The organism is Paenibacillus sp. JZ16 (assembly GCF_015326965.1).
Lineage (GTDB): Bacteria > Bacillota > Bacilli > Paenibacillales > Paenibacillaceae > Paenibacillus_AQ.
In genome coordinates, this window is sequence record NZ_CP017659.1 from 418169 (window position 1) to 440199 (window position 22031).

The following is a 22031-nucleotide window of genomic DNA, read 5'->3' on the forward strand; positions in this document are numbered from 1 at the left end:
TATTGCAGGAATCCGATTGCAGATTGCTCGATTGAATGAACGGCTAAATGCGCTTCAAGAGCAGGTGAACGGTTTACGAGGTGGAGCAAGTCCAGGTGCAGGTCCAGGTGCAGGTCCAGGTGCAGGTCCAGGGGTAGGTCCAGGCAGCAGCATCATTGCTTTTTTAAGAGGCAGGTTGAACAGCCGGGTTACAGTGGAAACAACGGCAGGTACCATATTCGGAACGCTGATCGCGATTGGAGAAGATTATGTTCAGATTGCAGAGCCGAACGGTAGTATCGTCATAATCCCGCTCCGCAGTTTCTTGTCTATCGCTTGATAAAAGATGGGAGGAAGCAGATAGTATGGACTTTTCAGAAATTCTGGCTACTTTCGTGGGCAGAACGGTAGAGGTTGTTCAGGTCAATCAATTTCTGCAAGGTCAGTTACGATCCTCAGCAGACGGATTAATTACAGTGGAAGTGGTAAGCTCGAATTATATCCCTACCTCTCAAGTGGTCACTGTGCTTAATGAGAGTATTTCATTCGTGCGCATTCTGCCTCTCTGAAGGATGGCCATGTTTCAGTGTTTCGGTCTCGTCAATCATGGAATTCCTCCATTTCAAGTAATGATGGGGGTGTCGATGCGTCAAGCTGGTCATTCGTAGTCTTCGGTGGTATAGCGCCTCCGCCACGTGGCATAGCTTGTGTGTACCGGATAGCTTCATTAATTGTCCGATATCCTCATACAATCTCCCTTCAAAGAGAGTATGAGGATCCCAGCCGTCGACCTGCTTAAGTATGGGAACATTGAACATGCGCGGAGCTACGGCTGGGGCCTCGTGCAGCAGCACATAAGGAGACAAGGAAGAGGGCGCTGCTTTAACTCCTTGATACACGAGCTGTTTATTTGCGCGTTCCAGCCACTCCGTATGATTAGCATAAACGACGGCCGTATCCTGTTGGCTGCCAGCCTCCCTCAGGAGGATCTCCAGCGCATCAGGAGCAAGCCAGTCATCGGCATCCAGCTCCAATAACCAGGGGGCTTTTGCTATTTTCAATATTTTGTTCAGAGCTCGTGATTTGCCTTTATTCTCTTCTTGCCGAATCAGCTTAATGCGTGGATCCTGAGGCAGTCTCATCAGATAATGTGCGGTCTCTGCATCGGTTGACCCGTCATCGAGAATCACAAGCTCCCATGCCCCGAGGGTCTGCGCTAAAACGGACCGCACAGCCCAAGGAAGATATGCGCCATCATTATAGGTACACAAAGCAATAGTCACCAGAGGAGGGCAGTCAATATCCGGTGGCTGTGATTGTTCTTGGGCACCAGCTTCGAGAAGAGGGAATAAGGCCTGCCATTCCTCAGCTTCTTTCATCCAGGCGGGCGCCTGGCGTTGAAGGTACAAGAATCCATCGGAATCAACTTCCGTCCATTCATACCGCGTGGATAACTCGAATTGTTTATCGATCAATACGTACCTCTGGAATGGCAACTGCTCTCTAGTTCTGAAACCCGGTGTCTGTCCTGTCATGACAGTCTTCGTGCGCCATAACAGCGGACCACGGGGAATCCGTAAAGGTGAAACGTATCTGTTCCTAGATGGTGACAACTGATCTATATTCGAAGCTGGATTCATGATATAGCCGGCAGAGTACTCGCTACAGGACCTTAGCCAACGTTCAATCTCTTCCTTGGCATGAGGCTGGACAGTATCTCCGGCATGGAGCGTTATGAACCACGGCTTAATCTCCCGGGCAAGTGTCTCATTTAGGATCGATGCGGTCACTTCTTCGCTAGGAATTATCACAGGAAGGGCATCGGGGCAAACGCGTTTTATCGAAGCTGCGGTATTCTCGCTTAAATGGGGATATGAACCTGGAAGAATAAACACCAGCATAACCGTTCAGTTCCTTTCTATCTTGGCCGTTGTTAAACCCAATTCGTTAACCCAATCCTGTTTATCGTATGCCCGCAAGCGCTAGGCGGATACAACAGCCTATAACATTCTCTAAGTTGCGACGCTCTAGTAAATCGGGAATAATAGAACCTAGAGGCAAAAGCCGGAACCTTTAGATGGGGGAAAATAAATCAGATGAAATCGACTCATAGTCATATCATTCAGCAAGCTCAAGATTTTGCACGTTCCGTGCATGGACAAGATTCCAGCGGTCATGATTGGTGGCATGTTCAGCGTGTCACCCGCATCGCCCGACTCCTAGCTTATCTTGAAGGGGCGAATGCATACATATGTGAGTTGTCAGCCTACCTGCATGACGTTGCTGATGAGAAGCTGAATGAATCAAAGGAAGCGGGTTACGAGCGGGTTCAGCAATGGTTGAACCAAGCCGGTGTTGAAGCATCTGACCAGGAGAACGTGTTGGAGATTATTAGTACGATGTCGTTCTCAGGCGGAACGGGGAGCGCCATGCGTACATTGGAAGGGCGAATTGTACAGGATGCAGATCGTCTGGATGCGATTGGTGCAATCGGGATTGCCCGTACTTTCGCTTATTCCGGATGGAAGGGTCAAAGCATGTACGATCCATACATTTCCCTTCGGGAGCATATGACACAAGAGGAATATCGAAAAGGCAAAAGCACGGCCGTTAACCATTTCCATGAAAAGCTTCTGAAGCTGAAGGATAAAATGAATACGGAATCGGCAAGGCTGCTGGCAGATGGCAAGCATCAAAGTCTCGAGCTCTTTCTCCAGTTATTCGATAAAGAGTGGGCGATGGGGAATGAAGCCTACCTGCACGAATCCCCGATTCATCGCCGGAATGTATCACGTGTCCATATTGCCTTCGATGATTCAACGGCAGGGTCGTTAAAGATGATGCTGCGCTCGAAACCGGGAGAGATCGTGGTTACATTGGGCGATAACCTTATGGTAGGGCCGCTTCCCAAAGACCATGATTTCTCCCGTTCGTTCTCTACCCGAAATAAGTGGTTTCAGGAACGATACAGCATTGCGCATGCGGAAGATAGAAAATTAACGATGCTGCAAGCCGCCTTCGATTGGCTGACCTGGCCCCAGCAGCTGACCGAGATGCCGTGCTTGATATGGGCTGGCGATTCCGCTTCGGAACAGCTAGGTTTACGCAGGTTGTTGTCTCTGATACCAGATCATCCTGAAGTCATATTGGTAAATGCGACAAGCGTTCATCGTCAGCAGGATCCAAACAGTTGGTATCGGGGAACGTTTGAGATGACTTCAGATAAACTTCAAATCGTGCTGGATACAGCCGGGCAAGTTCCATTATCGCCGCAGGATCAGGCTGGCTATCGTGCGGATTGGCAGCGTCTCGTAAACGACGATGGGTTCCTTCGCGTCCTTCAAGGCGAGCGGCTGTGCACCGTTCCTGAAGCTTACTATGATGCAGATATACTGCAAGCCGCTTATCGTCTTGAGGCCAGACATGGGTTCTTCAAGAAATCAGCCCGCATTATTGGCGAGGTGATCGGCATGGGTGAATTAACCGTTTCCGACTCTTTTATCGAATATCGGGTTCGTCACCTGATTCAGGAAGGCGCATTAACCTACTCCGGCGAGCTGGATGCCATGCGAAATTACAGCGTATCACTTGTGGATGCATCGACTTCCGAGGAACAGTGGAGCCATGAACAACGCTTGGCTAAGATCGTGAAGCTGAAGTCGCTGCTGCATGAGATGATGGAAATTAACCTTGCAGAGAGTGGATTCATGGAAGAACTACGCCAATTGGATGCAGAGGGTCTGGGAGCATCTGTTTCCTCCAACCAGGAAGCTGTTACGACCAGCATACAATCTCAAATCGAGGACTTTATGAGTTCGTATCAACATCATCAAGAACAACGTATATCCTTGATGGGTTCCCTGGAGAAGGTGTTAACCCAGATCGATGAAACGGCTCCGATAGAATAGATGAAACACATTCGAACAAGGCCTTAATTGTAATATCATTCAGACCGAGAAATGAAAGTGGAAAGCGGTGGAGTTATGTTATTTACAGCACAGCAGATTCAAACCATAAGAGAACAAGCGCTTGGGATGGACAAGCGTCGACAAGTAACACCCGAAGTGTTGGCAGCAATATATGATCATCGTTTGTTTCATTTGTTTGTGCCCGATGAGCTTGAAGGAAGAATGACATCGCTGCCGGAGGCTGCGCGCATTTTTCAGGAGAGTGCCAGGATCGACGGCAACCTGGGATGGCTGGTTACGATTGGTGCAGGTGGAGGATTCTTCGCTGCGCTGATGAGCCGGGAGGTGAGCCGCCGCGTATTCGCGCACCGCGAAGCGGTGATTGCGGGCAGCGGGATGCCAACAGGTACGGCAAGACAGGTAGATGGCGGATATATTGTGAACGGCAGCTGGAAGTATTGCAGCGGTTCTACCTATGCTACGACCTTTACGGCCAATGCAGTTATTGAACCGGCTTCCACGGTACAAGATGCAGCTGATGTACCGAATGCGGACCAGGACGAGTCTCATATTCGATCCTTTATTCTGAATCCTGATCAAATCGAGATTCTGGAGGATTGGAATGCCTTCGGACTGCGGGCAACGGCGAGTCATACGATATCTGCTGTGGAGGCGTTCGTGCCGGTGGAGATGACGTTCTCCCTTACGGAAATCCAAGCGTATGAGAACGAAACGATCTATCAATATCCTTCCTGCCGTTTGCCCAAGTATCTTTTGCTGGCGTCGCAGCGGGCATCGCCGAGCATTTCCTTGAGGCCGCGGAATCGCTTGCGACACAGCGAGGAAGCTCTTCTCATGTGTTCAGCAAGCTGGAGGAGCGTAAGGCTGCTTTGGAGCTATCTGTTTCGGATTTTTATAAAACGGTGGAAAGCTCATGGGAGGAGCTGCTGCGTAATGGTGAAATATCAAATGCAACGGAAGTAGAGGTAACCGCCCGCAGCATAGCAGCAGCCCAAACCGCGTTATCCTGCGGCCAGCAGATGTTCCCGCTGTTGGGTTTATCCGCTGCGATGGAAGACGCCGATATCAATCGCTGCTGGAGGGATCTTCAGACGGCATGCTCGCATTCGCTGCTAAGAAACTTCTGATGGAGAAAAAAACCATGAGCTGCATACCAAGCAGCTCATGGTTTTTATGTTTCGGCATTGCCAGAGATATCTACATTCGCTTCATTTGATAGGATTTTATTTCGCTTATTCGTTAAACCAGGAAATAACGCTGCGATAAAGGCAGGTGGGAGGATGGGGCGCTTGTCAGCCTCTCGCCGTTAACGGTTACCGCATAAGTCACCGGATCGACCATAATTTCTGGTGTCTCACCATTGTGAACCAGATCGGCCTTTCTTACGGTTCGGCAGTTTCGAACAGGCAGTAGCTGTTTGCGCAATCCTAATGGATCAAGCGTACCCAGCTGCAGGGAGGACTGGGAAACGAATGTTGCGCTTAGTGCAGCCTGCGCTCCGCCATAGCTGCCGAACATCGGCCGATACATATAAGGCTGTGGTGTAGCGATGGAAGCGTTCGGATCGCCCATGACCGCGTGTACAATCATGCCGCTCTTCAGTACGATCTCCGGCTTGGCTCCGAAGAAGGCGGGTTTCCAGAGTACGAGGTCGGCCATTTTTCCGACTTCGATGGAGCCAACGTAATCGGATATGCCATGGGTCATGGCAGGGTTAATGGTGTATTTGGCGATGTAGCGCTTGATTCGGAAATTGTCCGATTTCGTATCAGATCCTAGCGAACCGCGCTGTTGTTTCATTTTGTCCGCCGTTTGCCATGTACGGATAGCGACTTCACCAACACGGCCCATCGCTTGTGAATCGGAGCTGGTCATGCTGATTGCGCCAATGTCATGGAGAATATCTTCAGCCCCAATGGTCTCTGCCCGGATCCTTGATGCGGCAAAGGCAACATCCTCCGGAATACGCGGATCAAGATGATGGCAAATCATCAGCATATCCAGATGTTCGTCAACCGTATTTACCGTATAGGGCATGGTCGGACTGGTCGAGGAAGGGAGGACATTCGGCATGGATGCTACCCGCAGCAGATCAGGGGCGTGACCGCCTCCCGCACCCTCGGTATGATAGGTATGAATCGCCCGGCCGTTAAAGGATCGCAAGCTGTCTTCAACAAAACCCGCTTCATTCAGCGTATCGGTATGGATGTTAACCTGCACATCCAGTTCTTCGGCAACATTTAGACATTTGTCAATCACATAGGGCGTGCTGCCCCAGTCTTCGTGAATTTTGAGTCCGGCCGCACCTGCATGGACTTGTTCCGCCAGCGCTTCCGGACGGCTGCTATTCCCGCGGCCCAGAAAAACCATATTTATCGGAAGAGCATCCGTCGCCTGCAGCATCCGCTGCAGATTCCATACCCCGGAAGTACAATTGGTTGCCAGAGTTCCCGTAGCAGGCCCGGTGCCTCCCCCAACAAAGGTAGTGACACCGCTTTGGAGCGCGATTTCGACTTGCTGTGGACTAATGAAGTGCACATGCGAATCCACACCGCCAGCTGTTACGATCATGTTCTCGGCGGAGATAACTTCGGTGCCCACACCGATAATCATACCTTCGGTGACCCCATCCATCATGAGTGGATTTCCCGCTTTTCCGATACCGCAGATGAACCCGTCCTTGATCCCGATATCCGCTTTAACAATTCCCCAAGTATCGATAATGATGGCATTCGTAATGACCAGATCCAGTGCGCCTTCCGCGCGGGTCGCGAGGGGATGCTGCCCCATGCCGTCACGTATCACTTTACCGCCGCCAAACACACATTCATCCCCGTAGACGGTATAATCCTTCTCGATCTCAAGCCAGAGGGAGGTGTCGGCCAGCCTAACCCGATCCCCAATTGTTGGCCCGTACATGCTGGCATAGGTAGCACGATCAATTGTTGTCATAAGCTCACCACCCCATTGATTTTTCCGTTCGTTAACCCTGCAAAACCGTGAATCTCCTGGGTGCCGCCAATTTGAACAAGTGTGACCTCCAAGGTTTCCCCGGGTTCGAACCTGGTCGACAATCCGGAAGCAATATCTAGCCTGTATCCCTGCGTGCCGTTCCGCTCGAATAACAAGGCGGGATTACATTCGTAAAAATGGAAGTGCGACCCTACCTGAATCGGTCGGTCTCCACTGTTGGTGACTTCACGCGTAATGCGAGGGCGGCTGGGTACCAGCTCAATCGGCTCATCTCGCAGGTCGTATTCGCCTGCAATAATGCCGGTTGCGTCTGACGCGCCTTGAATCGGGTCATGAACGCTGACCAGCTTGGTACCATCCACAAAGGTGGCTTCGACCTGGACTTCCCTAAGCAAGTGGGCGACGCCGTCCATCACTTGATCCGCTGACAGCACATGACGCGCTTCTTCCATTAATTCGGCTACAGACTTACCATCACGAGCTCCTTCAACAACATAACCTGAAATGAGTGCGGCCGCTTCAGGGTAGTTCAATTTCAACCCGCGGGCTAACCGTTTCTGCGCTAATTCCGACGCGAGGAAAAGCAATAATTTGTCTCTTTCCTGGTAAGTGAGATGCATCCTGGCCACTCCTTCACATTGTATTTGTTAGAATACTTTACACACCGAGTGGTGTTTATAAAGATAGTGATGCATAATGGTGTTTATTTTGGATAAATGTAGCACTACCCAAATAAATAGTCAATATTAATGTGAGATATTATTACATTGACTTCACTTCACGAACAAATTTACTCCAAGCGGGATAGAGGATTTCTTAATAAGCACACAAAAAAGACCCTATTCGGGCCCTTCACAATTTATCGAAACTTGCCATAATCTTTAATATGCACTTCAACCAAACATTCCACCGGCAGCTTCTGAAGCTCCTGTCGCCAGTTCATCTTTTTCCATTGCGCGTAACCAACACGGTTACGGACAACCGTTCCTATTCCGAGGCTATCTACCTGATGCTGTTTCATGAGCGTAATGATGCGATCGCCTTTTTTCGAAATATATTTACTGATCCGCTTCTCCAGCTCATGCCGTTCCCGATCATTGCTCAACCTGGCATCGCCGATGTATTCCAGAACAGTGCCGGTCACTTTAATATGATACGTCACTTTGTCAACGCCCTGAGCTCCACGGGTGACTTTCACTTTACGTGAGCTGATCAATGAACTGAACATGACGTTTTCCTTCGTGTCACCGGGCTCCGCTAGTTCAATATTTATTTGGCCATCTCTGAATTTGCCTTTCAGAAAAGCGAAGATCAATGCATCCTGAGGTTCGATCTTCGTTACATAACGATCATCTCGAAATAATGCGATTCCATTCGTTGTAATGTAATTATTCTCATGCTTCTTAATAATCGGAGCAACGGGGTCTACACCCTGATCGAAAAAATCCCTGGCAAAGCTGAATAAAGTTACCTTTGGAATTGTCTGCCCCAGTGCTTCTTTTTCAAGCAGCATGTCGATATATCGCCCTGTACGCGGATGCTGCCTGTAATCGTCGATCAATAGCTCGCCTGCATGTCCTTCAACCACACTCACTTTGACCTGTGATGAAATGGAGGGATCTCTGAACAAGGTGTCCAGATGTCCATGAAGTCCATTTTTCGCCATCGAAAGGCCGAACAATACGTTGCGGATTTGTCCGCTTACCAGCAGCATCCCCGTTCTCCTGGACATGATCATTTTCGCTTCTTTGCTGCTCTCGGCGGTCGCCGTCAATACCTCCCGTTTAGCGGTGGTTTCCGGATCCGCTTGGGGAATCGAGACCGAGATGGCTAGCTTGCCATCCGGCAGCAAATCATAACTGGTGGTCTGGATGAAACCCAGATCTTCCAGAATCCGCTGATCTCCGCAACCTGATAGAGGGATGATACACAGCAGGAGGAGCAAGCATGTACATTTTTTTAACATATCACATCACGCTGCCTTTTTTCGCCGCTGCCATAGCAGCAGAATGATTAGTATCACCGGTACAATATAGGCGAATCCGATCTGGATATAACCCAGATACAAAATCCATTCTCGGATGGTATTCAATACGGTTGGAATGTAGGATATGAGCAAGGCAAAAAGAATGATAAAGAAATAGTGAACATTGATTTTGATCTTCGGGAAAACTCGTTGGGTGCTCTCACCGGCTGCCCAAAAGTAAAGGACGAGGGTGATGATGGTGGTGAACAGAAAGAAGCCGTAGAAGAGATTCTCAATTCGCTCCATGAACGGCAGCTTGATATAAGCCAATAAATCGAGTAATGGAAACAACATAACCTTCAGCATATCGCTGCCAATGACTCCGAACGAGACAAAACCCAAGAGAACGTAGGATACTGTACGAATAAGATGACCGTAAATAACGGCCCTGAACAATTTCGTCTTCTTATCGGTGTAGGGAAAGAATAGTAAACACAGCTCATATCCCATAAATGCCAAATAGATATGAAAGAATCCTTCGGTCATATTGTAGCTGTCTTGAAAAATATAAGGCGTTAATCGCTCGAATCTGAATTCCCCAGAGTAGTAAATAAGCAGCAAACTCATCCAAATGGTGCACCAGAAGTAAACGGTCGAAGCCTTGGAGATGTTATAGAGCCCTTTGGTCAGCAGCATAAAGGCTAGAACATCGATCGCAATCTTGAACACCATCGGGTCGGTTGTCGGGAAGGCAAACATCTGAAAGATCAGCACATATTCCTTGGCAACGAGACAGCCGATTAGTGCCCATACCATGCTAAAAGCCAGATAGAAGGGGACCAGGATGAACTTGGGAATGCTTTTCTCCAGTATTTCAAAGATCGACTGACCTTTGCCCAGCCGATACACCCAATACATTAGGTAAATATTGAGACAGACCAGAATGGATATCGGGATCACAACAAGCCAGCCATTTGTCCCGAAATACTGGGCTTCGATCTGCGCGATGCTGAATACGTAGACGCCCGTTTGAATCATATAGATGAGGATCGCTGTATGAAATTGGGATAGTTTTTCTTTCAATTGTCCTCACCTCTTCATTTTTAACTTCACTTTGTTTCTCGCTCTAACTTGAGTCGGCCGCTTGGCCAGGGTGGAAAAAGGAAATCTCATAAATACGTCTTTCCAGTCATAGGGCTCAAAAGGAGCAATTGGCGACAAATAAGAGCTGCCAATACTTGTCAAACCGCTAAGGTGAACGACGATATACGCCAGTCCAAAGGCCAAACCCAGATTGCCCCAAAATCCTGCCATAATAATGAGTCCGAATCGGAGCAGGCGAAAAGAAGCGCTCATGACATAATTGGGAATAACAAAGGAGGCAATTGCTGAGGAAGCGACGGCGATAATCAGAATGTTACTGGTTAATCCTGCCTGCACGGCAGCTTGTCCTATGACGATACCGCCTACGATACCGATGGTCTGGCCGATCTTGGTGGGCAGTCTGGCCCCGGCTTCCCTCAGAAGTTCAATGGTTGTCTCCATCAGAAGCGCTTCAAAGATCGGGGGGAAAGGCACTCTGCTTCTGGACTCGGTTAATGTCAGGAGTAGATTCTGTGGAATCATTTCATAGTGAAATGAGGTCACCGACACGTAAAGGGCCGTCAATGTCACCGTGATGATGAGCGCTGCAAACCTCAGGAACAAGGTCGCTGTACCAATGCTCCACCTCTGGTAATAATCATCGGAGGATGAGAAGAACTCAAAAAAGTTGACCGGAGCGCTGAAGGCAGTCGGACTCCCGTCCATAATCCCGACGACTCGACCTGAAACCAGCTTGGATGCAATCGTATCCGGGCGCTCGGTGGTCAGAAATTGGGCGAAGATCGAATACGGAGCATCATCAATACACTGAATAAGCATATTCGTATCATGTATAGCATCGATTTCAATATCCTTAATTCGCTTTATCACTTCATTTACGTACTTCTCATTCGTGATGTCCTTGATGTACAGAACATAGACATCTGATTTCGTGACTTCTCCCACGGAAAGTTTAATGACTTTGAGATGAGAACTCTGAACTCTCTTTCGAATTAAAGACAGATTCGTATAAGCCTGTTCGGTAAACGCCTCGTGCGGCCCGATAATGATGGATTCCGTTTCGGATTCTGCAACCGTACGGGACACCGGGAATATGACATCGATCATGAATGCATTTTCCTCATAAAAGATAGCCGCCATGCCGCTAAGAATGCCTTCAACGCATTTTTTGGTATCCACTATTGGTTTAAACTGGGATTGTTCCGTTAACAACGCAAGCGGCTCTTCAGCGGTTAACACAGGGGGGAGCAGATCACGTTCCAGCCGATCCTCATTGACTAAATGACTGAAATACAAAACTTGCAGACGTTCATTAATATAGGATTTATGGACAAAATCGGCGGCATGATCAAATTGATCGATGATATGCTGCAGTGTCAGCGTTGCTCCCTCCTGAGGATGAGGGTCCTGTTGATTTTCTTGAGCCGGACCTTTATCGGCATGCTCATGGTTGACCAGAAAGATGGATTTTAACCTCTGCTTTATTCCCACGTCTTTACACCTCGGATTCCTGCATAGTCTGTCATAGTGTGCGTACTTTGCCCTGGATCTATCCAACGAATCCCATATCGAATTAGGAAGACCGTTAGCGGGAATCTTAGGCTTGAGAGACGAAGCGAGAGTTTATCTAGAGGTGTAAAGAGGAGGTTTACTATGCTGGGCAGTATCTTAATGGCCGGGGTTATATCGCTTGGGATTAGCCCTGATCATGATCAAGTGATTAACAAACTTCAGGATGCTTATGATCAGCAGGGCATCTTTGAATCCGGTGGTGAGCTTGTGGAGGAGGCAGTGAGGGCGTGTGCGAAACATTTCGGTACAGCCGTCTACTTACCGCCGCAGTTGCCGCCCGTCGCTTTCACGCATCAGTATGGCCGCTGTTATGACATGGATGGGGGATTGGACGAGCATTTGGAGATTCATTATCTTAACCGATATAAACTTGATAATGACTACAAAATCGAATTATATCCGCTCGAGAATAAACAGCAGTTGAAACATCTATCATTTCAGGAATCGATGCTGACAGATCATACACCCGCAAAGTTTTACAAGGGGCCGACCAATACGCTGCAACTGTTCGTATTCGAAAAGGGGAACTGGCAATACCTTTTAACTTCTGCAAATGGCGCTTCTTCAGAAATCAGGCAGCAGGAATTGACAGAAATTGCAGAGTCCTTGATCCATGCGGTGAACAGCAAAGACCCTGCTTACGCCACGTGGGGAACTCTTGCCGTCACGGAAGCAAAGCGTAAATATAATATGGATGTAGTGGACTACCTCTATATGGGAAGAACCACGATCTCTAGTGAAATGGCGGAGGAGAAGTTTAAACTTTGGCTTAAGGAGGGGGCTCGTGAATTCGGCGTATATGTAACCGTTGCGTTTCATCCAACAACCCATCAGTTCATATCGATTCGGTACGAGGAAATCTAGCCGGAGAAATGAGCTTGTTAGCAGGAATAAACACGATTTCCTGAAAGAGAATCACGGTTGCTTTTTTATGAAAGTCGTGTTTTCCTGCTGTTCAGACGCATACATATGGTGTACCATATTTGGTGAAACTTGCCTCCGTGATTTCTACATTTTGCGCCAGTAATAGTGGTTTAGGAGTGATTCGCTTTGTCTTTTATAGTACTTAAGCTCCTATTTGTTCCATTGATATCGGTTTTTATTATGGTGTCATCGGTTTATCTTGGATATCAAACGTCAATCCCTATGATGCTGCTCACGGCATCGTTACTGTATGCATCCGTTATTTTTGATCGAAAGTTCGAATGGCTTCGCAATATTCAATTTCTCTTTCTCGGGGCGTTTCATTTTGTCAGCCATTTGAATTGGTGTATCTTGTTGTATTACATACTCATCATCAACCTCATTCATAAAAAAGAGCGTTTCATAGAATCGTTGCCGCTGTGCCTTCTTATGATCCTTCAGTATTCCATCATTCGTCTGACTTATGTGCCGATTACAAAGTACAACATACTGGTCGCTGTATTTGATTGTTTGTCTTCCTTTGTCATCGTGGTTTCTTTTCACTTTGTAAACTTTCTCGAATCGGAGAAGAAGAAGTTATATAAGCAAAACGATTATTTGACCTATCACGATCCCTTGACGGGGCTTCTGAATTATGATGGATATTTGCATAAAGTCCAGCATCTTGTTGAGTTGAACAAGCCTTTCCAGTTGGTGCTGCTCGACATCAACAACTTTAAATCGTTAAATGCGAAGGACATCTCCACAGCCAATGAGATTCTGATCAACTTCTCTCGTGCGCTGCGCAAGCTGTTCCTGAGCGATATGCTGGCAGCCTCCCGATATGCAGGGGATCGCTTTGCTGTGCTGCTCCCCGAGCATGTCAACATCGACAGCAGCCTGTTCAATTTTGAAAGTATCGGCGTACAGGTGACCTATAGCATCACTTGTTACCCGCACGAAGCCTTAACTTATCAAGAGATGATCAGCACGGCAGAAGACCGGATATTTCAAATGCGGCGAAATTCCTGGATGCGAGGCCAGGAGGAAATGATCCGAACGGAAAAGATGAAGATGGTTGGGGAATTGGCTGCCGGAATGGCCCATGAAATTCGGAATCCGCTTACCTCTATTAAAGGCTTCATCCAACTCTCCAAAAATCAAGGTTATAACATTCAGCCGTGGTATGAGGTCATTATGGGGGAAATCACGCGGGTAGGGGAGCTGACGGCAGAATTTTTGCACTTTTCCAAGCCGCATGCCAGCAATATGAGGGTTGAATCCCTAACGGATTGTTTGACCCGGGTCTATTCCTTGTGTGAATCCGAAGCAGCTTCGCGCGGTCATTTGTTTAGGCTGGACTTAAGTGATGAGCCGATTCAGATTGTCATGGACCGTGATAAGATCATTCAGGTGCTTATCAACCTGATCCGTAATTCTTTTCAAGCGATGGAGCACACCGGTACTGTCCGACTCTCGCTCAGGGCGGAAGAACGAATGGCTGTTGTGGAAGTTGAGGATACCGGAAAAGGCATTCCCGATGAAAATCTGGTCAAGATTTTTGATCCGTTCTATACAACCAAAGAAGAAGGGACCGGCCTTGGGCTGTCCCTGTGTCAAAAAATTGTAGAGGACCATGGCGGCAGAATAACGGTTCACAGCGAGCTAGGGATCGGCACGACGTTTACCTTGCGGATTCCACTGGCTTAGAAAATTTGGATGGCAATCGACCGAAATATATCCTATGATAGGATAGTTGTATAGCAAATCCAACATGGTTTTGCAAAAATTTATACTCATGCATCAATGTGTTGCAAGAAAGGAAGTAACAGATCGTATGTCGATGTCCACGAAAGAAGCCGGTTCAACCATGGTTCTATCTCGCAGGAAGAGGCTTCAGTTTGCCTTGATTCTCGGATCTCTTTCGGCTTTCGGGCCACTTTCCGTTGATATGTATTTACCTGCACTTCCTAAACTCTCCGAGAGTTTGGGATCGCCAGCATCGTTGGCCCAATTAAGCCTGACGGCATTTCTACTTGGTCTTGCACTAGGACAGCTTGTAGCAGGCCCACTCAGCGATATTCGGGGGAGAAGAGCACCACTCATCATATCCTTGATAATTTATTCGATTACCTCTTTGCTGTGTGCGTTTGCCCCAAGTATATGGGTTCTGGTTGCGCTTCGATTTGTACAGGGAGCAAGTGGAGCAGCCGGTATTGTCATATCCAGGGCTGTCGTCCGGGATTTATACACCGGTTCGGAGCTGACCAAGTTTTTTACATTGCTGATGCTGATCAATGGTTTGGCACCCATTATCGCTCCAGTATTCGGTGCGTTTATCCTTAATTTTGTCTCTTGGCGGGGGGTTTTTGTTGTCCTGTTCCTGATTGGACTGCTTATGCTGCTCGCGGTATGGTTTGGTCTTCCGGAAACGCTCAATCGGGAGAAAAGGGCCAATGGAGGGATCAAACAAACCTTCCGTACCTTCGGTACGCTGATTCGGGACCGCGTATTTGTCGGTTATGCGCTCTCTCAAGCGTTCGTATCAGCCGCGATGTTTGCGTATATCTCAGGGTCACCATTCGTGCTGCAGGATATCTTCGGCGTATCCCCTCAAATGTACAGCCTGTTCTTTGCCGTTAATGGGGTTGGCATTGTGCTGTTCTCTCAAATCACGGGTAGATTGGCCTCTCGCACAGGGGAGTCCAAATTGTTGACAACGGGTCTCATCATTGCGGCCTTTGGCGGGACTTCGCTGTTCGCGATCACCTGGCTTGGCGGCGGACTGCTGCTGATTGCCCCGATGTTATTCCTGATTGTTTCTGCCGTCGGCATGGTCAGTGCAACGACAACATCACTGGCGATGCAGAAGCAAGCAGCCCATACATCAGGCAGTGCGTCCGCGCTTCTTGGATTACTGCCTTTGCTATTAGGCGCAGCCGCAAGTCCACTGGTGGGCCTGGGAGACGGAACGACTGCTGCACCTATGGGAACGGTCATCGGGATTGCAGAATTACTGGCTGTAAGCTCGTTCCTGTTCCTTGTTATGCCCTTTAGTCATAGGAAAGAGACGCCGGTCTCCTTGTAAAATAAAGACAGAACATATAAAGAAACTCGCACATACATGGTGCGGGTTTCTTTGGTTTATAAAACAATCTGAATGAATTACCTGTAATGCAATCATAATACCAGAGAGTAAACGAAACCGGACATATCACACGTAAACCGAAAGTAGAGAAAAACATAAAGATAAAGCAGGTGAACCAGCTTGAGATGGATGTCAGTCTTCGGTCTATTGTTTATGCTCCTGCAAGGGGATGAACCGGAAAACAACAACTTAATGATAACGCAAGAAGGCAAAGTCATGGCCAGCGTGAGCCGAAGCGAACATGCACTTGATGTATTCCCGCTGCTGGATATGGATAAATACAATCAATGGGTGGATGCGCTTGATCGGAAAACCTATCTGGAAGCCAGGAATGCCCGGATTGGCAGCAGCGGCCAAATCATTCCGGGGCAGAATGGTCATAGACTGGATCGACGCAAACTGTTGGAACGATATTATTCGTATTGGTACGGGACTGGGGGCGCTACCGTCGAAGCGCCGAGGTATCCGATTTATCCGAAGGTGGATACCGAGCTTCTTGCCTCCATTCGGGTTAAACCGATAGGTTACTATGTCACCTATTTTAATTCCAACAACAAAAATCGTTCCCATAATATAGCATTAGCTGCCCAGGCGATTGACAGTGCAGTCGTGTTCCCCGGAGAAACCTTCTCATTTAATCAGGTGGTTGGCATGAGAACAGTGGACAGAGGTTACAGACGTGCCGGCGTTATCGTCAGAGGTGAGTTATCAGAGGGAGTAGGAGGAGGGATCTGTCAGGTTTCTTCTACATTGTATAACGCCATTGATCGTGCAGGCTTGCAGATTGTAAAGCGTTACTCTCACAGCCGGAACGTCCCTTATGTGCTGCCGGGGCGCGATGCTACGGTGAGCTGGGGAGGTCCGGATTTTGTTTTTGAGAACGCCTATAATCAGCCTATCCTCATCCGGGCATTCGGTAATGGAGGAAGAATGACCGTTGCCATCTACTCTTCCGAACTCATAGAATATAAGCCGCGCAATGTACCAAGCATATCTAACATGCTGCCGGAGGAGACGAGTGACACCAAGCACAATCCGGTAAACGGTGATTAATCCAAGGCTTGGAGGATGGATGCAGCAGGTCGCGGGCGCGCCGACTTATACCATTGCATACACAGCCAAAACACTAGAATGAGCTCAATCGCGTCGCCGCCGTAATACATCAGCATTCCGCCGAGCTTGGCCTGTTCCGAAGGGACGCCGTCTGGCGGATGGGCGTATATGTATTTGGAGAGGATTCCATGTCCGGCAATGGCGATGACCAGGATGATCGCACGAGCCTGGAAGCTGTGACGGTGCGGAGCCACATCTACGTAAATCATAGATACCGTAAATATATATCCGGCTGCAAAAACATGAAAATGAACCACGATATGAAGCAAAAGACTATGATGCATATCCATGAATAGGCCGGTTGTGTACAGGACCCATAGTCCACCAATATTCAACAAGGCCGCTACCGCTGGATGAGCAACGATTTGAGCTGGCTTGCTCTTCAGCAAACGAGCGATCCGTCTTGCGAATAGTAATGGGGTAGACCTGAGCAGCAGCGTCATCGGAGTGGAGAATGCAATCAACAGCGGCCCCAGCATACCAAGCAGCAGATGTCCGAGCATGTGGATCGTGAAGTTCGTAGGGGCGAGTCGCGCCAGCGGACCGATCAGCGGCAAACCAACGCAAAGCATTCCCGCAACCCAGCACAGATAACGATAGACCGGCCATGTTCGGTAGTTTCGATTGGAGACTCTAGCAGCAACCATATACAGAAGAATGAGAAACGCGAAGATCAAGCCACCTATGAATAAATCCCAGGACGTCCATGAAACAGAGGCTCCGGACATTCCAGCCCCATGATCAAACGAATGGTTACTCACCATAAGATCAGGCCTCCCTGGAAAGAGCACGGTTTTGAGTTCGCACGATGAGAATCACACCCACTATGATCATGCCCGCAGCAATCAGGTTCCAGATCCAATCGTAGGGACGGATATCGACGTTATAACGAATCTGGTGCAGACGCATCCATTTATGCTGAATGATGCCGTCATACAGCTGGAAGGCGCCGCCTCCAAGCAGGATACCTCCAATCCACCGTTTCAGCCAGAACGCATTTCGGCGGTGAAGATCGGCAAGCATGAACGAGGATCCGATGGTGGCGAACCAGCTGAAAGCGTGAAACAGTCCATCGGAGACAAGACCGATATCGCTTGTAGATTTATCATAGAAATGATGCCAATGCAGCAATTGATGAAACACAACCTCATCGATAAAACCGACTAGACCTAATCCGAATAAGATGCCGGCCCATAAATTACGTGCGGAGTAACGTCTGCGCTGTAATTGGTGTTCTTTGGATTTTGTTGACTTCATTCGGTTCATCCTCTTCCATTTCATAAAAATTCGAAGTGTATTGTTTTAAAAGGGTTCTACTAACTAAGGTTACCCACTTTTACCATTTCAATAACTCCTGGGGCTTGGAATGAGGATTCCTTATTGAACTAAAAGATAAACGGCAATACGGTGAATAGTTTACATAATGTATAATATGTAAACTCGCGGATAAATCCTAACGATGAATTCCTGCCCGTTAGATGACTGTATCAAAAGTTCCTACTTCAGTTCACTTTGGTTGTCTTCTAAAAACACATGAAAAAGGCGAACCCCTAACAGGATTCGCCTTTTGATATTGGAATTTATGTTGTTGAGCATCAGGCATGAAGTGAAATCGGAATCTCCTTTACACCGCGAACAATCATACCCGGTCTCCATTCAAGCTCATCGATGTCCCGTTGAAGCTCAAAATGGGGGTAGCGGCGGAGCAGCGTGTTGATTGCGATTTCACCCTCCAGTCTGGCGAGCGGGGCTCCCAGGCAGAGATGAATTCCTTTGCCGAAGGCTAAATGCTGGCTTTTCTCCCGGGTAATATCAAAGATATCCGGATTCTCGAATTGTGAGGCATCCCGATTTGCGGAGTTCAAAGCGATGACAACCAAGTCGCCTTTTTTCATGTGAACGCCATGAAAATCCATATCCTCCGCTGCCCAGCGGGATGTACTGAATTCAACGGGACCGTTGTAGCGAAGCATTTCCTCAATTGCGCCATGAATGAGTTCGGGTTGTTCCTGCAGAAGCTTGCGCTGCTCCGGATGCTCCAATAACGCAAGCACGCCATTGCCGATCAGGTTCACCGTCGTTTCATGACCGGCTATGATCATCAGGGTGACGACGCCATATAACTCCTGTTCGGATAAGCGATCACCCTGATTCTCGGCAATCACAAGCTGACTGATCAAATCATCGCCCGGTTGTTCGCGAACCTTCGGGAACCAATCCTTCAAATAAGCGATAAATTCATTCATATGCTGGACCACTTGCTCGTTCAATTCCTGGTTGGAGGCGCCGATGATGGAGTTGGACCATACCCGGAACTTGTCCTGATCCTCCGTAGGCACGCCAAGGATTTCACTTATTACGATAATGGGAAGTTTAAAGGCATAATCGTCAATGAGATTTATGGTGTCTCTGGAGGAGACAGCATCCAGCAGGTTGTCCGCGATCTCTTGGATATGGCCTCGCATATCTGCGATTCTCTGTGGCGTAAAGCCCTTTTGAACCAAACCGCGAAGCCGTTTGTGATCCGGTGGATCGGAGAACAGCATGTTGGTGCTGAATACGCTGGTCTGTTCCTGACCCATTGCTTTAGCAACGTCTTTGCTAAGTCGGCCATCCTTGAGCGCTTCAACAGCTTGCTCGTAATTGCTGATCAGCCATCCGAAACGTCCATCGGGAAATTGCAGATTCAGAATGGGATCGCTCTGCCTCAATTTCTCGTATACCGGATAAGGGTTATGGGTAAATTCCTTCGTAAACAATACATTTTTCAGAGATTCGTTCGCATTTGTCATATAGGGGCTCCTCTCGAAAATGATAGGTTCATCTCCAGTATAAGGGAAGGAGGAGGAGATAACCAATTTACGGATGAAATGCCGACAGTATCCAAATGCTTGATCATACCAATTTGCGAGAAAATAGAACCCTGATTGACTCTTAAAGAGTGCCATTTGGTCTACTGACTATCCGTCGTTTTCTTTGTTATATTGGATCATATCTGAATAGTTGAAAGGGGGAATCAAGCGGTGAAATCCGTTTCCGGGGAGAAGGCAGCGCTGCTGGTTCGATTTTTTATACCGTATGCTGTCATTTTGGTGGGCTCCCTATTGGTTGGATGGTTTGCTTATGGGAAGACCGCAGAGCTTATCGAAAGCGAGACGGTGAGAACCACCTCCGCAGCTCTGCAGCAAATCCAGGAAGCGCTGGATCAGAGATTTGCTGAAATCGAGAACCTTGCACGGCAGATGTCGAGCGAATCGAAGGTGCTCTCTTTTCAATTTGAGAAAGAACCGTTTGCCGGTACGGGTCCCTATCGTCTATGGGATTTGGAAAAGAGTTTGTTTAATTACAAATTGTTCAATCACTTCATTGTGGATTATTACATCGCTTACAGAAACAGCAACATGATCGTATCACCTCGCAAGGTGTATACGGTGGACCAGTATTATCGAATGCAGCTGCACTATGACGACCAGCCATTAAGCGAGTGGAAGCAAGCCTTGTTTGGGCAGTATCATTATAAAACGTATGCCCCGGGCCATTCGGTTGTATATGAAGGGAAACCTTACTCGGTTGTCAGCTACATGCAATCGTTCGGGAATAAAAGGAGTAGCGGAGTGGTCACTGTACTGATTAATAATATGCAGATCCAGGACATGCTTCGTAAAGTCGATCCAGAACAAGAGGGTTTTGCCTACATTGCAGATCAGAACGGCAACCTGATCAGCTCCATTGGTTTGAAAGAACCGGATGTATTGAAAGCGCTTCCTAAAAAAGGAGGCTACTCCCATATTCGATTAGGTGGTCAAGAAATGCTGGTGACGCAATCCACGTCCCAATACAATGGCTGGAGCTATGTATCTGCCCAACCGAAATCCGTGGTTCTGCAAAAGGTAAATTATATCAAACAGCTGACATTGGCGATCTTTATCACGGCTCTTCTCCTAGGGCTTGGCATAGCCGGCTATCTCGCGTATCGAAGCAGCAGGCCATTCCTGAAGATTCTCCAGCTTCTACCCTCATCGCGCCGGGATGTAAAACATGCTATTGCTCGTAACGCTGTCGATTATATCGGTCATTCCGTGTCCGAGCTGATCGAAAGCCATCATACGCTGAAGGAGCGGTTGGAAGAGCAGATCCCGATGCTGCGAAATGTCGTAGTTGACAGGCTTCTGAAGGGAGGTTTCACCTCGATGCAGGAGATCGACGCTGCCATGGAACATGCACAAGTCCAACTTCGGGGCTCTCACCATGCGGTTGCCCTGCTTCATATTCGGGGATACCAGGAGCCGTTTATGGAAGAGATGCTGATGGAACTTGATATTGTAAAAATCAACATCCGCGACCGGATTCAATCGTTATGCGGGGAGGAAGTGCTGCTGCATGATTTTGGTGAAAACCAGTTGGTCCTGATCCTGTCCGGAACGGCGGCAGACAACGCGGATTTTACGACAAGGATGCGAGCATATATACAGGGAATTTATGAGCATTTGAGCGCAATCCCGGATACGGGCTTGTATATAGCTGTAGGTGAATGCCAGTCCAGCATTGCTGAGTTATACCGTTCTTACGGAGAAGCCAGGTTTGTGCTTCATCACGCTGGATGGAGCGAGAAGACGCCTATCTTATTTCATGCTGAAATGGAAACGCCGCCCTTCACCTATTATTATCCGGCCGATGAAGAGATGAGATTGATTCAGCTTGTAAAAGCAGGCAATCTGGATGAGACCAAGCAGCTCTTATTGCAGATCAAGGAGAAGAATAGATCGGAGCGGCAATTGCCGATGGCTGTGGAGAAGCTCCTTGCTCAGGAGCTTAGCGGTACCCTGATGAAATGCTGCGAACAGACAGGAGATGATGGAAGCGGCAGAACGGAGGAAATGGATGCCGTCATCAGAGCTCTACATCCGGTGATGTCCCCGGCGGAAGCCATGAATATTCTCCATACCGCTTTCATTCGGCTCTGTCGGAAGAACGAAGAGAGGAAGAAGAGTCACAATGATCATTTAACGAACCGACTGCTAACCTATATCAAGGGACACTTTTGGGAAAGTGATCTCAGTTTGACCGCGCTTGCCCGGGAAACGCGCACCTCCGAAGCCTATGTATCTTACTTTTTTAAGGAGCAAACAGGCTTGAATTTCTCGGATTACCTGGAGCAGCTCCGAATGGATGAGGCGAAGCGGGAATTGTCGTCTGGCGATAGGCCGGTAAGCGACATCGCTGCTTCTGTTGGCTATCTCTCACTCAATACCTTCAGCCGTGCGTTCAAACGAGTAAATGGCATTAGTGCTACCGAGTATAGACGCCTTCAACGTGAAGGAGAACATGCTTAATCTAAAGAAAT

At 48.2% G+C, this 22031-nt stretch carries 18 protein-coding genes; 9 read left to right on the plus strand and 9 right to left on the minus strand.

Annotation, left to right across the window (positions count from 1 at the left end; genetic code table 11):
* Positions 1–31: 31 nt before the first annotated feature.
* A complete protein-coding gene (locus BJP58_RS01835) occupies positions 32–319 on the plus strand; it encodes a hypothetical protein (protein WP_233354865.1) in 288 nt (95 codons plus the stop codon).
* Positions 320–344: 25 nt separating this feature from the next.
* A complete protein-coding gene (locus tag BJP58_RS01840; protein WP_071220647.1) occupies positions 345–548 on the plus strand; it encodes a hypothetical protein in 204 nt (67 codons plus the stop codon).
* Here BJP58_RS01840 and BJP58_RS01845 read toward each other — a convergent pair.
* On the minus strand, positions 522–1790 hold the full coding sequence (locus tag BJP58_RS01845) for a glycosyltransferase family 2 protein (RefSeq protein ID WP_233354866.1): 1269 nt from the start codon (positions 1788–1790) through the stop codon (positions 522–524). The two genes, BJP58_RS01840 and BJP58_RS01845, sit on opposite strands and share 27 nt — an antisense overlap.
* Before the next feature lie 285 nt (positions 1791–2075).
* Here BJP58_RS01845 and BJP58_RS01850 point away from each other — a divergent pair, with 285 nt between their 5' ends.
* Entirely contained in the window at positions 2076–3887 is a 1812-nt protein-coding gene (locus BJP58_RS01850) for a DUF3658 domain-containing protein (RefSeq protein ID WP_194542553.1), read from the plus strand.
* Between the two features lie 794 nt (positions 3888–4681).
* Positions 4682–5035, plus strand: a complete 354-nt coding sequence (locus BJP58_RS33435) for an acyl-CoA dehydrogenase family protein (protein ID WP_233355101.1) — start codon at positions 4682–4684, stop codon at positions 5033–5035.
* A 112-nt stretch (positions 5036–5147) separates the two neighbouring features.
* On the opposite strand, the gene ureC is transcribed toward BJP58_RS33435, so the two are convergent.
* From ureC to BJP58_RS01880, 5 genes are all read right to left on the minus strand, one after another.
* Positions 5148–6860 (minus strand): urease subunit alpha, encoded by a 1713-nt coding sequence (gene ureC, locus BJP58_RS01860; RefSeq protein ID WP_194542554.1) that lies wholly within the window; start codon positions 6858–6860, stop codon positions 5148–5150.
* The gene (gene ureA, locus BJP58_RS01865) at positions 6857–7501 is read right to left on the minus strand and encodes an urease subunit gamma (RefSeq protein ID WP_194542555.1); all 645 of its coding nucleotides are present in this window, start codon (positions 7499–7501) and stop codon (positions 6857–6859) included. Before ureA ends, ureC begins: the two co-directional genes overlap by 4 nt.
* 239 nt (positions 7502–7740) lie before the next feature.
* Positions 7741–8847: a Ger(x)C family spore germination protein gene (locus BJP58_RS01870; RefSeq protein ID WP_194542556.1), complete on the minus strand. Its 1107-nt coding sequence runs from the start codon at positions 8845–8847 to the stop codon at positions 7741–7743.
* A 6-nt stretch (positions 8848–8853) separates the two neighbouring features.
* The gene (locus BJP58_RS01875; protein ID WP_194542557.1) at positions 8854–9930 is read right to left on the minus strand and encodes a GerAB/ArcD/ProY family transporter; all 1077 of its coding nucleotides are present in this window, start codon (positions 9928–9930) and stop codon (positions 8854–8856) included.
* Positions 9931–9936: 6 nt separating this feature from the next.
* Positions 9937–11442, minus strand: a complete 1506-nt coding sequence (locus tag BJP58_RS01880) for a spore germination protein (RefSeq protein WP_194542558.1) — start codon at positions 11440–11442, stop codon at positions 9937–9939.
* A gap of 162 nt (positions 11443–11604) precedes the next feature.
* Here BJP58_RS01880 and BJP58_RS01885 point away from each other — a divergent pair, with 162 nt between their 5' ends.
* The 4 genes from BJP58_RS01885 to BJP58_RS01900 all read left to right on the plus strand — a co-directional run bounded on the left by BJP58_RS01885 (position 11605) and on the right by BJP58_RS01900 (position 16627).
* A complete protein-coding gene (locus BJP58_RS01885) occupies positions 11605–12387 on the plus strand; it encodes a YqzG/YhdC family protein (protein ID WP_194542559.1) in 783 nt (260 codons plus the stop codon).
* Between the two features lie 186 nt (positions 12388–12573).
* Positions 12574–14136 (plus strand): ATP-binding protein, encoded by a 1563-nt coding sequence (locus tag BJP58_RS01890; RefSeq protein WP_194542560.1) that lies wholly within the window; start codon positions 12574–12576, stop codon positions 14134–14136.
* 127 nt (positions 14137–14263) lie between these two features.
* Positions 14264–15514, plus strand: a complete 1251-nt coding sequence (locus BJP58_RS01895) for a multidrug effflux MFS transporter (RefSeq protein ID WP_194542561.1) — start codon at positions 14264–14266, stop codon at positions 15512–15514.
* A 189-nt stretch (positions 15515–15703) separates the two neighbouring features.
* The gene (locus BJP58_RS01900) at positions 15704–16627 is read left to right on the plus strand and encodes a VanW family protein (RefSeq protein WP_374198239.1); all 924 of its coding nucleotides are present in this window, start codon (positions 15704–15706) and stop codon (positions 16625–16627) included.
* Here the strand turns inward: BJP58_RS01900 and BJP58_RS01905 are convergent.
* The 3 genes from BJP58_RS01905 to BJP58_RS01915 form a co-directional block, all read right to left on the minus strand.
* The gene (locus BJP58_RS01905) at positions 16624–17451 is read right to left on the minus strand and encodes a cytochrome c oxidase assembly protein (protein WP_442953946.1); all 828 of its coding nucleotides are present in this window, start codon (positions 17449–17451) and stop codon (positions 16624–16626) included. The genes BJP58_RS01900 and BJP58_RS01905 overlap by 4 nt on opposite strands.
* A gap of 4 nt (positions 17452–17455) precedes the next feature.
* Positions 17456–17944, minus strand: coding sequence for a DUF2243 domain-containing protein (locus BJP58_RS01910; protein WP_194542563.1), 489 nt, complete (start codon positions 17942–17944; stop codon positions 17456–17458).
* Between the two features lie 338 nt (positions 17945–18282).
* Positions 18283–19479 (minus strand): cytochrome P450 family protein, encoded by a 1197-nt coding sequence (locus tag BJP58_RS01915; RefSeq protein ID WP_194542564.1) that lies wholly within the window; start codon positions 19477–19479, stop codon positions 18283–18285.
* A gap of 231 nt (positions 19480–19710) precedes the next feature.
* Between BJP58_RS01915 and BJP58_RS01920 the strand changes: the two genes are divergently transcribed.
* Positions 19711–22020 carry a helix-turn-helix domain-containing protein gene (locus tag BJP58_RS01920; protein ID WP_194542565.1) on the plus strand — a complete coding sequence of 770 codons (2310 nt, stop codon included), beginning with the start codon at positions 19711–19713 and terminating at the stop codon, positions 22018–22020.
* Positions 22021–22031 lie beyond the last annotated feature (11 nt).